The following is a 15,134-nucleotide window of genomic DNA, read 5'->3' on the forward strand; positions in this document are numbered from 1 at the left end:
AAGACGGGCCAACTCCAACCGGGGCGGACAATGCGAAAGTGCATCATCGGCGGACTTCTGTCGTTGGGACTGCTGGCGGGCTGCGGCGGTGTCGAAGCGGACGCGGACGTGGGAGAGGAGATCCCACTTTCGACGCGTGAGGATGCGCTGGACCTCTGCGCGGCCACCTTCCACGTCAAATACTACAGCGATGCCACCTATACGACGCAGGTGGGCAGGGAGATCTGCCTGGTCTGCAATCGGCAGGTGGGCCGGAGCGGCATCCGGACCCCGTTCCGGGAGTGGATCACGGAGCTGCAGGTGTGCGAGCCGTACGACCCCTAGCCCACCGGAGCGGTAGCCCGGCCGCGATGCTCCGCGGCCGGGTCACTCGCGAAGCTAGACGCGCCCTTCGGCCTTCTGCGCGCGCTCGATGCTCTCGAACAGGGCGCGGAAGTTGCCGCCGCCGAAGCCCTGGTCGCCCTTGCGCTGGATGATTTCGTAGAAGAACGGGCCCGCGTCCGCCTGCTTGTAGAGGCTCGCCGCGTCCTTCATGAAGATCTGGAGCATGTAGCTGCGCTCCTTGTCACCGTCGATGAGCACCTCCAGGTCGCGCAGGACGTTGATGTCCTCGTCGATCTTCTTGATGCCCATGTTCTGGATGCGCTCCGGCAGCGCGTCGTAATACGAGCCCGGCGTCGGCATGAACTGGATGCCCGCGTTCTGCCGCATGTCCTTCACGGAGGACAGGATGTCCTTCACCGTGATGGCCAGGTGCTGCACGCCGTCACCGCGGTGGTCCTCGTTGAAGATGTTGATCTGGCTGGCCTTGAAGAACGGGAACTTGGGCTCGTTGTTCGCGAACTTCACGCCGCTCTTCGGATCCCACATCACTTCCGACTTCAGGCCGCTGCCGTGGTCGCGCTTCTGCTGCGACGCCACGTCCTCGGTGTGGAACTCGATGTGCCAGAACTTCTCGAAGCCCATCACGTGCTCCATCCACAGGAGCATGGGCTTCATCGTCTGGAAGTTCGACGTGACGTGGTCCAACTTGTCGAAGCCGTACTTGTTCTGGCCGCCCAGGGGCTTCGCGTGCACCTTGAAGCCCGGGTAGATGGACTTGTAGTTGTCCCGCTGCAGGAAGCGGAACGTGGTGTCGCCGAACGGCGTCGTGATGGAGAAGAACGACAGCTTTCCGCCCGCGTCGTCCGTGAAGCGCTGGATTTCCGTGATGAACGTGGCGCCGCGCTGCTCCAGCAGCTTGAACGCCTTCTCCACGTCCTCCACTTCAAAGTTCAGCGTGCCCACGCCGTCCGGGTGCTTGCGCAGGTAGCGCCACGCGCGGCCGCCCTCGCCCACGGGCTGGCTCACGACGAGGGCAATCTCACCCGCCTGGAACAGCGCGGACTTCTGCTTGCCGTGCGCGTCCAGCTCCGGACCGGACACCGCCACCTCCGCGAAGTCCAACCCCTTCGTGTAGAACTGGCGGCTGCGCTCCAGGTCATGCACGTACCAGTGGATGCTCTCCAGGGCCTTGATGCCCAGCGATTCCTGCTTGGCCATGTCGCTGACTCCTCGTGGTGATGAAGAAGATGATTCGTGACTACGCCGGCTGAGCGTCGGGCTGCCGGTCCGGCTGCGCCGCCTGGAAGGCGGGGAGTTCGTTGCACGCCGCCTCGATGCGCAGCAGCGTGGGATAGGGCTTCAGGTCTACACCGAACCGGCGGGCCCCGTAGAGCTGCGGAACCAACAGCACGTCCGCGAACGACACTCCGTCCCCCACACAATAACGCCCCGCCGTCGCCTGCACCGCCGCCTCCAGCGCCGTCAGCCCGTGCGCGTTCCAGTGCGCCGCCCAGGCCTTCTCGTCCGCCTTCAGCTCATTCTTGATGCGCAGCGTTACCGAGGTGTTCTGCAACGGCTGCATGCCGGCGTTCACCATCTCCGCCAGCATGCGCGCCTTCGCGCGGAGGTACGCGTCGCCAGGCAGGAGGGCGGGCGAGGGCACGCGCTCCTCCAGGTATTCCAGGATGGCCATGGACTCGGACAGCTTGCGCGCCTGCCCGTCCGCTTCCGTCCACTCCAGCGTGGGCACGCGGGCCATGGGATTCACCGCGCGGTAGTCCGCTGAGAACTGCTGGCCGCCGTCCTTGAGCAGGTGCACCGCCAGGTACTCGAAGGGGAGCCCCTTCCAGTTCAGCGCGATGCGCGCGCGCCAGGACGCGGAGGAGCGCCAGTAGCCGTGCAGCTTCAGGTTCTTCATGGCGCCTTCACCACCGTCTGGGAGATGCGGCCGAAGAGGCTGTGCCCCTCGCCATCCAGCATCTCGATTTCGATGGTGTCCCCGGGCTTCATGAAGGACGTCTTCGGCTTCCCCTCGTCGATGGTCTCAATCATCCGGCGCTCGGCGAGGCACGAGATGCCGCGAGCGCGGTCCTCGTTGGACACCGTGCCGCTGCCCAGGATGGTGCCCGCGGTGAAGGCGCGCGTGCGCGTCAGGTGCTGGATGAGGTCGCGGAAGGAGAAGTGCATCTCCGGGCCCGCGTCCGCGTCGCCCACGAGCTGGCCGTTGAGCGTGCTGCGCATGCGCAGGTGCACGCGGCCGTCCATCCACGCCGCGCCCAGCTCGTCCGGCGTCAGCGCGAAGGGGCCGAACGCGGTGGCGGGCTTGCTCTGGAAGAAGCCGAAGCCCTTGGCCAGCTCCTCCGGGATGAGGTTCCGCAGGGACACGTCGTTGGCGATCATCACCAGCTTGATGTGCTTGTCCGCGTCCTCGGCCTTCGTGCCCATGGGCGTGTCGCCCAGCACGACGCAGACCTCGCTCTCGAAGTCCAGGCCCCACGCCTCGTCGCGCAGCGGGATGGCCTGCGTGGGCGCGAGAAAGTCGCCGGAGCCGCCCTGGTACACCAGCGGATCCGTGCGCAGCGTGGCCGGCGGCTCCGCGTTGCGCGCCTTGCGCACCAGCATCACGTGGTTGATGTACGCGCTGCCGTCCACCCATTCGTAGGCGCGCGGCAGGGGCGCGTGGAGCGCCTTCACGTCCAGCGGGCGGCTCTGCACCGCGCCGGCTTCCAGCTGCTGCGCCAGCGCGCGCAGCTGCGGCTCCTTCGCGTCCCAGTCATCCAGGGCCGCTTGAAGCGTGAGGGCCACGTTGGTGGCCAGCGCGTAGGCGGAGTTGTCCCGCTTGACGACGACGAGCCGCCCGTCGCGAGTTCCGTCCTTGAGCGTCGCGAGCTTCAATTTCGCGCTCCTCGGCGGCCTGTGGGGAGGAAGGGGGAGGCCGCCTGACCCGACGGGCTTTTCCGCCGGGCAACCAGGCGAGTCAAGCACGCCCGTTGAACGCGGCGCGGCATCCTTCCTCCCACCAGCAACATTGCTGGCCGCTCGCATTCGCGTGGCTGTCGGCTGAAGGACGATGCCCGGGCCTCCACACGCCAGGGCGTCGTGGAAACCCACGTGTTCGCCTGTCGGGCCGCCTGCTCCACGAACGGACAGGGGGCACCAGGGGACAGGGGCGGGAAGCGGGAGCGTGCCGACTGTTCAAATCCCGAGCAACTCGCGCACGGCGCGGGCCGCTCCCCCCTGGCAGGGACCCGGGCGGAAACCCAACTTGTGGAAGAGGGACATCCGGCCGACCACGCCGCCGGGGCGGCGCGGTTTGGGGGCTCGCGAGGGCATTGAATGGCGCAAGGCTTCCAACAGGCCGGCGACACCCCCAGGGAGCCACACCCGGGCCAGCGGCTGGGCAACCGCTACGAGCTGCGCCAGCGGGTGAAGGCGGGCCGGGGCATCTCCACCTGGCAGGGGTTGGACCTGCTCACGCACGAGCGCGTGCTCGTGAAGGTCACCGCCCTGTCCGCCTTCGTCCCCACGTCCCGCCACCGGCTGGAGCACGAGGCGGAGGTGCTGTCGCGGCTGCACAGCCCCGCGCTGGTGCCCGTACGGCACATGGGCACCTCCGACGAGCTGCTCTACTTGGTCACCGCGTGGGTGGATGGCGAGACGTTGGCGGAGCGCCTGCGGCGCGGCCCGCTGTCCCTGCCGGAAGCCATCGTCCTGGGCCAGCGCCTGCTCAATGCGCTCGCGGCGGCGCACCGCGAGGGCGTCCTCCACCGCGACTTGAAGCCCTCCAACATCCTGGTGCGCGACTTCCCGCTGTCCGCCGCGTGGCTCACCGACTTCGGCCTGTCTCGCAGCGAGCGGTTGGATCCGTCCCTGCGCGACCTGCCCGTGGGCACCGCGCGCTACATGTCCCCGGAGCAGGCGGGGCTCATCAACCGGCCGGTGGAGGCGCCGTCGGACCTGTACGCGGTGGGCCTGGTGCTCTTCGAGGCGCTGTCCGGCCGCCCTGCCCTGGAGGGCGCGACGGTGGGCGAGGTGCTGCGCCTGCACCTCACCGCGCACCCGCGCCTGAGGCCCGTGGGCGTGGAGGTGCCGCTGGCGATGGAGGAGCTCATCGTGCGGCTGAGCCAGACGGATCCGCGCGACCGCTACCAGTCCGCGGACGCCGCGCTCGCGGACCTGAACGCGCTGGAGGCCGCGCTGTCCCGGGGTGAGGCGGAGCCCGCGCTCGTCACCGGCGCGCACGACCACCGCCAGAGCCTCACCGAGCCGTCCTTCGTGGGCCGCCGCGAGGAGCTGTTGACGCTGGAGCGCGAGCTCGAGCACGCGCGCGAGGACGGCTCGCGCGCCGTGGTGGTGGAGGGCGAGTCCGGCGGCGGCAAGAGCCGGCTGCTGGAGGAGTTCTCCGCCCGGGCCGCGGGACAGCGCGCGTGGGTGCTGCACGGGCAGGCGCAGGACCAGGCCGCGCAGCGCCCCTTCCAGCTCTTCGCGGGCGTGGCGGAGGGCATCGCCGCCGCCGCGCGCGAGGAGCCCGCGCTGGGCGCGCTCCTGAGGGAGAGGCTCGCGGGCCAGGAGGCCGGCCTGTGCACGGTGCTGCCCCGGCTCACGGAGGTGCTCGCCCCGGACTCGCGGACGACGCGCTCCCAGGGGCTGGGGCCCGAGTCCCTGAGCGAGAGCCGCAGCGTGTGGAGCCTCACCTCTCTGCTCAACGCGCTGGGCACGCCGGACGCGCCCGCGGTGGTGGTGCTGGAGGATTGCCAGTGGGCGGACACGCTCACCCTGCGCGCGCTGGAGGCGTGGTCGCAGGGCCGCCGCGCCGGGGACGGACGGCTGCTGCTCATCGTGTCCTTCCGCAGCGAGGACATCCACGCGGACCACCTGCTGAGGCGCCTGGCCCCGGGCGCGCACCTCAAGCTGTCCGCCTTTGGCGCGGCGGAGGTGGCGCTGCTGGCGGAGTCCATGGCCGGCGTGCTGCCGCAGGAGGCCGTGGAGCTGGTGACGCGGCTGGCGGAGGGCAATCCGTTCATGGCCTCCGCGGTCCTGCACGGGCTGGTGGAGGACGGCGTCCTCATGCCCGGCCCGGACGGCTGGCGGGTGCAGCCGGAGGCGATGGCTCACGCGCGCTCGTCGCGACAGGCGGCCACCTTCCTGGTGCGGCGCCTGCGCCTCCTGCCACCGGAGTCCCTGCACGTGCTCAGCGTGGGCGCCGTGATGGGCAAGTCCTTCGACGCGAGGGCGGTGGCGGCCCTCTCCGGCACGCCGCTGGAGGCCGTCACCACCGCGCTGGAGCCCCCGCGCCGCCGGCACATGCTGTGGACGGAGGGCACGCGCTCCACCTTCGTGCACGACAAGCTGCGCGAGGTGCTGTTGGACCTGCTCTCCCCGGAGGAGCGCCGGGAGCTGCACCGGCTGGCCGCGAGGGCCTCCCAGCAGTCCGTGCCCACCGACCCGTTCGAGCTGGCCTACCACTTCGACGCGGCGGGGGAGAGCGCGCAGGCCCTGCCCTACGCGCTGGTGGCCGCGGAGCAGGCGCGCCAGCGCTTCTCATTGGACAGCGCGGAGGTGAACTACCGCATCGCCGAGCGTGGCGCTTCAGGCGCGGACGCGCACACCCGCTACCGCATCGCGTCCGGGCTGGGCACCGCGCTGATGATGCGCGGCCGCTACGACGAGGCTCAGCGGCAGTTGGAGGCCGCGCAGGCCCTGGCGCGCGACCGGCTGGAGCAGGGCCGCACGCTGGGCCACCTGGGCGAGCTCGCCTTCAAGCGCGGCCAGACGGTGCAGGCCAACGCCTACCTGGAGCAGGGCCTGAAGCTGCTGGGCCGCTGGGTGCCGCCCGGCACGCTGACCACCGGCGCCAGCGCGGCGTGGGAAATCCTCACGCAGGCCGCGCACACCGTGGCGCCGCGCCTGTGGCTGGGCCGCAAGTCCCTGGCGCGAGGCGAGGAGGACCTGCTCGCGGTCAACCTCTACAGCCGGCTCGCGTACGGCTACTGGTACCAGCGGGGCCGCGCCGCGGTGCTGTGGGCGCACCTGCGAGACATGAACCTGGCGGAGCGCTACCCGCCCACGCCGGAGCTGGCGCAGGCCTACTCCGCGCACTCGCCCGCGCTCACCACCCTGCCCTGGTTCCAGCGCGCGTACGCCTACGCGGAGAAGTCACTGGCCCTGCGTCAGCAATTGGGCGACGTGTGGGGCCAGGGCCAGTCGCTGCACTTCTACGGCCTGGCCCTCTACGCCTCGTCGCGCTTCAAGGAGTGCATCGAGAAGTGCCGCGAGGCGGTGCGCCTGCTGGAGCGCACCGGCGACCCGTGGGAGGTGAACAACGCCACCTTTCAAATCGCCATGTCGCTCTACCGCCTGGGCCGCCTGAAGGAGGCCGCGGTGGTGAGCCAGAAGCTGCACGCGGCGGCGCTCGCGCTGGGGGACCGGTATTCGCTGCGCCTGGGCCTGGAGGCGTGGGCCAAGTCCACCGGGGGCCGCATCCCCGCGGCGCTGCTGGAGACGGAGCTGGCGGCGCCCACCGCCACCGACCCGCAGTCCTTCGCGGGCGTGCTCCAGGCGGAAGGCCTGCGCCTGTTGCGTGAGAACGAACCCGCGCGCGCCGCGGAGGTGCTGGAGCGCGCCGAGCGCGTGGTGGAGGACGCGCACCTGCGTCAGGAGTACGTGGCCCCCATCACCCCGTGGCTCGCCACCGCGCGCCGTCGCCTGGCGCAGCAGGCCAGCCCGCTCAATCCCAGGCAGCGCGAACGGCTCCTGAAAGAGGCGGATGGCGTGGCGAAGCGCGCCCATGACGTCGCGCGCACCTACCGCAACAACCTGCCCCATGCGCTGCGCGAGCGCGGCCTGATGTGCGCGCTGCGAGGCCGGCCCGCGCGGGCCCGCCGGTACCTGGACGAAGCCCTGCGCGTGGCCGAACAGCTGGAGATGCGCCAGGAGCGCGCGCTGACGCTCCAGGCCCGCGGCGAGGTGGCCCGGGTGCAGGGCTGGCCCGGTGCCGCGCGCGACCTGGAGACGTCGGCGCGCGAATTGGAGGCCATGGAGGACGGCCTGCACAAGGGGCCGGAGCACGGCACCGGCGTGGAGACGCTGTCGCTGGTGGACCGCTTCCCTCGCGTGCTGGAGGTGGGGCGCAGGCTCGCCTCCGCCCTGTCGCGCGAGGCCGTCTTTGAAACCGCGCGCCAGTCCATGCAGGAGCTGCTGCGCGCGGAGCGCTGCGCCGTGGTGGATCCGCGCGCGGTGGTGTCCGAGGAGGACGCGAAGAACCAGGGCCTCAGCCGCACCGCGCTCGCACGCGCGCTGGAGACCGGCCGCATCACCGTGCTGGGCCAGGGACTGCCCGGTGGCATCAGCGAGAGCATGGAGCTGCTCGGGGTGCGCTCGCTCTTGTGCGCGCCCCTCCAGGTCCGAGGCAAGACGGTGGCGTGCGTGGTGGCCAGCCACCGCAAGGTGGGCTCGCTGTTCGGCGAGGACGAGGAGCGCCTGGCGTCCTTCGTGGCCGTCCTCGCGAGCGCGGCGCTGGAGAACGCGGAGAACTTCGAGCGCGTCGCCGCCCTCTCCGAGGAGCAGGGCCGCCTGTACCGGGAGGAGCAGGAGGCCGTGCGCCGGCGCGACGACTTCCTGTCCATCGCCGCGCACGAACTGAAGACGCCGCTCACGTCGCTGCAGCTGCACATCCAGGGGCTCCAGGCCAAGGCGAAGGGCGCGCCCATGCCTCCGGAGAAGCTGACCGCGAAGCTGGAGTCCGCCTTCTCGCAGACACAGCGGCTGGGGAAGCTGGTCAACGACCTGTTGGACATCTCCCGCATCGCGCAGGGCCAGCTGCACATCAAGCGCGAGGACGTGGACCTGGTGGCGCTGGTGCGCGCCCAGCTGGAGCGCAGCCGCGAGGCCCTGGTCCGCGCCGAGTGCGAGGTGCGCTTCCACGCCAGCGAGCCACGCCTCATCGGCCACTGGGACGCGCTCCGGCTGGAGCAGGTGGTGGGCAACCTCTTGACCAACGCCATGAAGTACGGCGCGGGCAAGCCGGTGGAGGTGACGCTGGACGGCGACGCGACGGACGTGCTCCTGGAGGTGCGCGACCACGGCATCGGCATCGCGGAGGAGGACCGGGCGCGCATCTTCGAGCGCTTCGAGCGCGCGGTGTCCGTGCGCCACTACGGCGGCTTCGGCCTGGGCCTCTGGATTGTCCGCGAAATCGTCCAGGCGCTGGGCGGCAACATCGACGTCGCCGGCGCCCCGGAGCAGGGCTCCACCTTCACCGTCACCCTGCCCCGCTCCGGCTCACCGATGCACTGACTAGCGGCGCGTCACTTCCAGGTAGATGACGTTGTCCTGCGAGTCGCGGAACAGCCGCACGTTGTCCACCTGCTCCAGCGGCGTCTCCGACAAGAGGTCGCGCATGCCGTCCTCGTCCCGGTAGGTGAGCCACCAGTCCATGAAGGCCTCCATGTAGCCCGTCTCCGGCGGGTGCACCGCGAAGTTGGCCACCAGCAGGCGTCCGCCCGGGCGCAGCATCTGGAAGAGCAGCGCGGTCAGGCGGGCGGCCACGGAGTCCGACAGGTAGTCGTACAGCCCGGCGGAGTACGCGAAGTCCAGGTCCTGGAACGCCACCTTGCCCGCGAGCAGCGAGCGGACCGAGCCGCACACCGGCCGCACGATGCCGCCCGGGTGCAGGCGCGAAATCTCCGCCAGGCTCACCGGGTCCTGGTCGAACGCGATGAGCTCCTGGAGCCGGCGCTCCGCCACCGCGCGCGACGCCTCCGCCTCCCGCAGGTGCCCGCACGCCACCGACAGCACGCGCCCGTCGGGCCGTCGCCCGGCAGTCTCGTCCATCATCCGAGCGAGCAGCTCCCGGCGCTCGCGCACGCTCCGCGCGGACGGCTGCCCGTGCATGTAGCGGTAGATTTCGCGGCCCGCGTGCAGCTCGTCCGCCGCGTGGTCCATGTAGAGGTAGTCGATGAGGGCCGCGTCACCCGCGTAGCCACGTGGCCGTTCGAAGGCGTGCCGGGTGAAGGGGCACTGGTGCAGGAAGGGGCGCATGGGGTGCTTGCGCGCCAGCTCCTGGCAGAAGCGCTTCCACACCTCCGGGCTCCACTGCCGCCGCCGGTGGATGAGCCCCCCGTGAAGGGCGGTCATTCCGGCATGCAGCGTCTCGTCCGGACCCTGCATCATCCGGGAGTGCAGGCTGTCCAGCCACTCTCGCGCCTCCGTGAACACTTCCTCTGGTAAAGGCGCCTCTTCCCGGGGGGGATTCACCAGGACGAGGTGGTTGGCTTCAGGCGCGACTGGGAGAGCCGCGCCGTGGACCGACAGGATGGGCTGGCGCATGGGCATCATCCTGACAACCTGGGAGTGGGGGGCATTCACTTCCCGAGCCCGCGCCTCTCGCCAGGCCCGTCTCCAGTCAGCCGGCCGGGGCTCCCCTGCACCACCCGGCCCACACCGGTCGCACGTGGCGTGACGCACCGGGTCCGTGTGGCCCTCCAGTCACGGTTCTACCCGCAAGGTCCGACAATCCCCGCTCCGGGGGAGGGATTGCGGGGGGGCGCGGTATCCGGCGACAGGCACTGCGGTTAGGATGGCGCGCCCCGCCTGGAAGAGAGCCGCAAGCCGCGCATGAAGATTGAAATCGCCCACCTGCCCCACGACATCATCGAGATCATCTATCCGTCGGAAGTGACGCCGAAGGACGTGACCGAGTACGTCGAGCAACTGAAGAAGGACATCACCGCCCGCGGGGGCTCGGAGTGGTCCGCGCTGGTGGACCAGTCCAGGTTGCGGGTGATGCCCTCCACGGTGGTGGGGGAGATGGCCCGGCTGAACGCCTACGCCCAGCAGCGCGGCATGAAGCGCTCCGCGCGCGTGGTGAGCGACCCCGGCAGCGGCCTGCAGGCGTGGCGCATGACCAAGAACGCCGGCCTCACCATCCCGGCGAAGACCTTCGAGACCCGCTCCGAGGCCCTGTCCTGGCTCGAAGCCCCCGACGCGGACTGAAAGCAGAACCCCCGACATCCCCTCCCCCCCGGTCCTTCCATGCGACCGCACGGGTCCGTCTACGTCTTCCAGTAACACCCCCTTTCTTCGCTGTATCTGTCGCCGTACCCGTCAGGAGTCACCCCGCATGTCCGTGTCCGCCCCCGCCCGCCGCGCGAAGCTGCTCGGCACCCTGTTCTGTACCCTCACCGCCCTGGCCTGCGGGCCGGCTCCCGAGTCCGGTTCGCCGGAGCAGCAGCCCGCGCTGAACGAGTCGAACGCGCCGGTCGTCTACGGCAACGACGACCGCATGGAAGTCTACGCGCACCCCAGCGCGACCCTGCAGGACCGGGCGCGTCAGTCCACCGTGGCGCTGCTGACGCCGGACTTCATCGACGCCTCGAACCCGAACAACATCATCGTGGACCAGACGCCGCTGAGCGAGTGGGAGGGCCTGTGCACCGACCAGCGCTTCTACAACGACCCGGCGCCGGCCTTCTGCTCGGGCACGCTCATCGACGATGACCTGGTGCTGACCGCGGGCCACTGCGTGACGAGCGCGGCGGAGTGCGCCGACACGCGCTTCGTCTTCAAGTTCTACAAGACGTCGGAGAACACGCTGGAGACCATCACCAGCCAGGACGTCTTCTCCTGCAAGAGCATCGTGGTGCGCCGGCAGTCGTCGAACAGCGCCGGCGACCTGGACTACGCCATCATCCGGATGGACCGCTCGGCGGCGCCGCGCTTCACCCCCGCTCCGGTGCGCGCGGGCAACACCGCGATGACCGTGGGCCAGAACGTGGCCGTCATCGGCAGCGGCAGCGGTCTCCCGGTGAAGATCGACTCGGGCGGCTCCGTCCGCGCGGTCAACTCCGGCCTCAAGGACTACTTCGTCGCGACCACGGACACCTTCGCGGGCAACTCCGGCTCCGCCGTGTACGAGACGGCCACCAACACCATCGCGGGCATCCTGGTGCGCGGCGACGAGGACTACGTGCCGCGCTCGGGCCAGGGCTGCTACGAGGTCAACGTGTGCTCGGAGACGGGTTGCGGTGGTGAGGAGATCACCTACGTGAACCAGGCCATCACGGCGTTCTGCGCGGCCAACACCAACGTGCGGCTGTGCAACACCACGCCGCCCCCCGCGACCAACTACGTCTTCACCGCGTCCAACACCTCCAGCGCCACGCGCAGCACCATCAACGGCACGGTGACGCTCAAGGCCGGCGACAAGCTCACCGTGGGCACCTGCGGCGTCACTGGCGCGGCCCTCACCAGCGGTGACTCCTTCCTGCGCCTGCGCGGCCCGACGGGCACGGAGGTCGCCTCCAACGACGACGGCTGCGGCAGCGGCTACGGTTCGAAGATCAGCTACACGGCCAGCGTCGCGGGCACCTATGAAGTCCGCGCCGGTTGCTACCAGGCCGGCAGCTGCGCCGGCACGGTGGCGTGGGAGATTGTCTCGGGCGGCACGACGACGCCCGCGAGCGGCACCCAGGCTTTCAACGTCAGCGACACCGCCAACGCCACGCGCAACACGCAGAACGCGAACGTGGACATCGCCCCTGGCCAGACGCTGACCTTCGGCAGCTGCGGCGTGGGGAGCGCGACGGGCACCGGTGACACGGTGGTGCGCCTGTTCAACGCCGCCGGCCAGCAGGTGACGTTCAACGACGACGCCTCCGGCTGCGGCTCGCTGTCCCGCGCGTCCTACACCGCGCCGGCGAGCGCGGGCGGCGCGTACCAGATTCGCGTGGGCTGCTTCGGCAGCGAGGCGTGCAGCGGCACGCTGGCCTGGACCCTCCAGTAGCCTCCCGCGCCTGAGCTGTCCTTCCGGGCCTGTCGCTCCCTCGTGATACGGGGAGGGACGGGCCCGGTGTCTTTTGGCGCCCAGCCGCTCCTGCCCCGGGGGCTTCCCTCCCCACCCGAGGCTTGACACCTTGGAGGGCGAGGTCTAACGCAAGGCGCCATGAGCACACCCCGCTTCCCGCCGTCGCCCCGCCGCCCCGTGAGCACCGAGGGTCCGCTGCGAGTCCTGCTGCTGGAGAACATCCACGCCTCGGCCCAGGAGATGCTGAAGGTGGAGGGTTTCGAGGTGGAGCGGCTGTCCGCCGCGCTCAAGCCGGAGGACCTGGCGGAGCGGCTCAGGGGCGTGCACCTGCTGGGCATCCGCAGCAAGACGACGGTGCCGGAGGAGGCGCTGAAGTACGCGGAGGACCTGCTGGCGATTGGGGCCTTCTGCATCGGCACCAACCAGGTGGACCTGCTCGCCTCCAGCGTGCACGGCGTGCCGGTGTTCAACGCGCCGTTCAGCAACACGCGCAGCGTGGCGGAGATGGTGCTGGCGGAGGTGGTGGTGCTGACGCGCCAGCTCTTCGACCGCAGCCGCGAGGTGCACACGGGGCAGTGGCGCAAGGTGGCCACGGGCAGCCACGAGGTGCGCGGCAAGACGCTGGGCATCATCGGCTACGGGCACATCGGCTCGCAGCTGGGCGTGCTGGCGGAGGCGCTGGGCATGCGCGTCCTCTACTACGACGTGATGACGAAGCTGCCGCTGGGCAACTCGCGGTCGGTGGCCACGCTGAACGCGCTGCTGGCGGAGTCCGACTTCGTGACGCTGCACGTGCCGGCGCTGGCCTCCACGCACATGATGATGGGCGCGGAGCAGCTGGCCGCCATGAAGCCGGGCGCGTGCCTCATCAACGCCAGCCGCGGCACGGTGGTGGACATCCCGGCGCTGGCGCAGGCGCTGCGCTCCAAGCACCTGGGTGGCGCGGCGGTGGACGTGTATCCGGAGGAGCCGGAGGGCAATTCCGACGGCTTCGTGACGGAGCTGCAGGGGCTGCCCAACGTGGTGCTCACGCCGCACATCGGCGGGTCCACGGAGGAGGCGCAGGCGTCCATTGGCAAGGAGGTGGCCACGTCGCTGCTCAAGTTCGTGAAGGGCGGCGCGACGACGGGCGCGGTGAACTTCCCCAACGTGGAGGCGCCCATCAACCCGGGCACCCACCGCATCATCAACGTGCACCGCAACACGCCGGGCGTGCTGCGTGACATCAACCGCATCGTGTCCGACCTGAACGCCAACATCCACGCGCAGGTGCTGAGCACGGACGCGAACGTGGGCTACCTGGTGATGGACCTGGACCAGGACGTGTCCCGCCAGGTGTGCGAGGCCATCGCCGGGCTGGAGACGGACATCAAGACGCGCATCGTGTCTTGAGACGCCGGGCGCTGGACCGCGCCCTCAGGCGTCCAAAATCTTCCCCGGGTTGAGGATGCCCGCGGGGTCCAGCGCGCGCTTGAGGGTGCGCAAGAGCTCCATCTCACCGGGCGCGCGCGTGTAGTCCAGGTAGTCCTTCTTGAGCAGACCGATGCCGTGCTCGGCGGAGATGCTGCCGCCGTGCTTGCGCACGAGGTCGAACATGGCGTGGTCGGACTGCTTCGCGTGGGCGAAGAAGTCCGCCTTCTCCACCGCGTCCGGCTTCATCACGTTGACGTGCAGGTTGCCGTCACCGATGTGGCCAAAGAGGCAGATCTCCCAGCCCGGGTAGCGGCTGGCGAAGATGGCATCCAGCTCCGCGCAGAACGCCTCCAGGTTCGCCACCGGCAGGGAGATGTCGTTCTTGTGCAGCACGCCCGTGGCGGACAGGCTCTCGCTGATGGACTCGCGCAGCGACCACAGCTCCTGTGCCTGCGCGACGCCTTGCGCCTGGGTGCCGTCGGTGACGAGCCCGCGCTCGAAGAGGGAGCCGAGCCACGCCTCCACCGCCGCAGGGTCGCCGCCCTCGGACTCCAGCAGGACGTAGCAGCCGCTGGAGGCCTCGAAGGGCGAGCGCAGCTTGCGGTGGCGCTGCACGCGGGCCAGGCACTTGTCGGTGAAGAACTCGTAGGCGGAGAGCACCAGCGGCGCCTGGCGCGCGTCTCGAAACAGCCGCAGCACCGCGGCCACGTCCGGCACCGCGAAGAGGAAGACGTCCTGCTTGCCGGGCAGCCGCGTCAGCTTGAGCGTGGCCTCCGTGATGACGCCCAGCGTGCCCTCGCTGCCGATGAAGAGCTGGCGCAGGTCCGCGCCGGTGTTGTTCTTCTCCAGCGCGCCGTTGAGCTCCAGCACCTGCCCCTGCGCCGTCACCACCTGGAGGCCCAGCACCCACTGCCGGGTGAGGCCGTAGCGGATGACCTTCACGCCGCCCGCGTTGGTGGCGATGTTGCCGCCCACGGTGCTGCTGCCCTTGGACGCGAAGTCCACCGGCCAGGTGAGCCCGTGCGGCGCGCAGTGCTGGTGCACTCCTTCCGTCACCGCGCCGGCCTGCACGCGCACCGTGTTGCCCAACAGGTCCACGGGCTCCATGCGGGTCATCCGCTTGAGCGACAGCACCACCTCGCCGTGCATGGCCACCGCCCCGCCCGCCAGGCCCGTGCGCCCGCCGGAGGGCACCAAGGCAACGCGGTGCTGGTGGCACAGCGCCACGAAGCGGGCCACCTCCTCCGTGGTGCGAGGGAAGACCACCGCACCCGGCGCCGGGGCGTATACGCGCGTCCAGTCGCGGCCGTACTCCTGGAGCTCCGCGGGCTCCCGGGTGAGGAAGTCGGCGGGGAAGGACTCGGCGATGGCGCGGAGGAAGTCGGCGGGCAGCGCGGCGGTGGACATGGGTCCAGGCGTATTGCACGCCCCGGGGCCTGACAAGCCCGGCGAAGGCCCGGCGCACGGCCGACGACGCATGCCAGGCCGGACCCCGTGGAGGGGCGGACGCCGTGGGCCTAGCAGGCTGCTGAAGAAGTCGGTTTCGGGCCGGACGCGCTGCTCCACGCGAGTCCGGTTCGTCAATGAGAGGTTT

General features: G+C 70.4%; 10 protein-coding genes. 5 read left to right on the forward strand and 5 right to left on the reverse strand.

The features are described from left to right. Positions 1 to 30 precede the first annotated feature (30 nt). Positions 31 to 324, forward strand: coding sequence for a hypothetical protein (locus GTZ93_RS39815; RefSeq protein WP_139921462.1), 294 nt, complete (start codon positions 31 to 33; stop codon positions 322 to 324). A 54-nt stretch (positions 325 to 378) separates the two neighbouring features. Here the strand turns inward: GTZ93_RS39815 and hppD are convergent, their stop codons facing one another. From hppD to GTZ93_RS39830, 3 genes are read right to left on the reverse strand one after another with little or no spacing between them, the layout of a single operon-like run. Further along, positions 379 to 1,542, reverse strand: coding sequence for a 4-hydroxyphenylpyruvate dioxygenase (hppD, locus tag GTZ93_RS39820; protein ID WP_139921460.1), 1,164 nt, complete (start codon positions 1,540 to 1,542; stop codon positions 379 to 381). Between the two features lie 40 nt (positions 1,543 to 1,582). Further along, on the reverse strand, positions 1,583 to 2,242 hold the full coding sequence (maiA, locus tag GTZ93_RS39825; protein ID WP_121752951.1) for a maleylacetoacetate isomerase: 660 nt from the start codon (positions 2,240 to 2,242) through the stop codon (positions 1,583 to 1,585). After that, positions 2,239 to 3,219: a fumarylacetoacetate hydrolase family protein gene (locus GTZ93_RS39830; RefSeq protein ID WP_139921458.1), complete on the reverse strand. Its 981-nt coding sequence runs from the start codon at positions 3,217 to 3,219 to the stop codon at positions 2,239 to 2,241. The genes maiA and GTZ93_RS39830 overlap by 4 nt, the downstream gene beginning before the upstream one ends. Before the next feature lie 441 nt (positions 3,220 to 3,660). Here GTZ93_RS39830 and GTZ93_RS39835 point away from each other — a divergent pair, with 441 nt between their 5' ends. Then, entirely contained in the window at positions 3,661 to 8,619 is a 4,959-nt protein-coding gene (locus GTZ93_RS39835; protein ID WP_139921456.1) for a protein kinase domain-containing protein, read from the forward strand. Here GTZ93_RS39835 and GTZ93_RS39840 read toward each other — a convergent pair whose 3' ends face one another. Next, on the reverse strand, positions 8,620 to 9,651 hold the full coding sequence (locus GTZ93_RS39840) for a class I SAM-dependent methyltransferase (RefSeq protein ID WP_139921454.1): 1,032 nt from the start codon (positions 9,649 to 9,651) through the stop codon (positions 8,620 to 8,622). It lies immediately after the preceding gene. A 288-nt stretch (positions 9,652 to 9,939) separates the two neighbouring features. Between GTZ93_RS39840 and GTZ93_RS39845 the strand changes: the two genes are divergently transcribed. The 3 genes from GTZ93_RS39845 to serA all read left to right on the forward strand — a co-directional run bounded on the left by GTZ93_RS39845 (position 9,940) and on the right by serA (position 13,519). Continuing rightward, positions 9,940 to 10,317 (forward strand): STAS/SEC14 domain-containing protein, encoded by a 378-nt coding sequence (locus tag GTZ93_RS39845; RefSeq protein ID WP_120574576.1) that lies wholly within the window; start codon positions 9,940 to 9,942, stop codon positions 10,315 to 10,317. 127 nt (positions 10,318 to 10,444) lie between these two features. Continuing rightward, positions 10,445 to 12,106, forward strand: a complete 1,662-nt coding sequence (locus tag GTZ93_RS39850; protein WP_139921452.1) for a serine protease — start codon at positions 10,445 to 10,447, stop codon at positions 12,104 to 12,106. Between the two features lie 159 nt (positions 12,107 to 12,265). Then, positions 12,266 to 13,519 (forward strand): phosphoglycerate dehydrogenase, encoded by a 1,254-nt coding sequence (serA, locus tag GTZ93_RS39855; protein WP_139923982.1) that lies wholly within the window; start codon positions 12,266 to 12,268, stop codon positions 13,517 to 13,519. A gap of 24 nt (positions 13,520 to 13,543) precedes the next feature. Here the strand turns inward: serA and GTZ93_RS39860 are convergent, their stop codons facing one another. Beyond that, on the reverse strand, positions 13,544 to 14,947 hold the full coding sequence (locus GTZ93_RS39860) for an FAD-binding oxidoreductase (protein WP_139923984.1): 1,404 nt from the start codon (positions 14,945 to 14,947) through the stop codon (positions 13,544 to 13,546). Positions 14,948 to 15,134 lie beyond the last annotated feature (187 nt).

It is taken from the genome of Corallococcus exiguus, from assembly GCF_009909105.1.
In the GTDB taxonomy this organism is placed as follows: domain Bacteria; phylum Myxococcota; class Myxococcia; order Myxococcales; family Myxococcaceae; genus Corallococcus; species Corallococcus exiguus.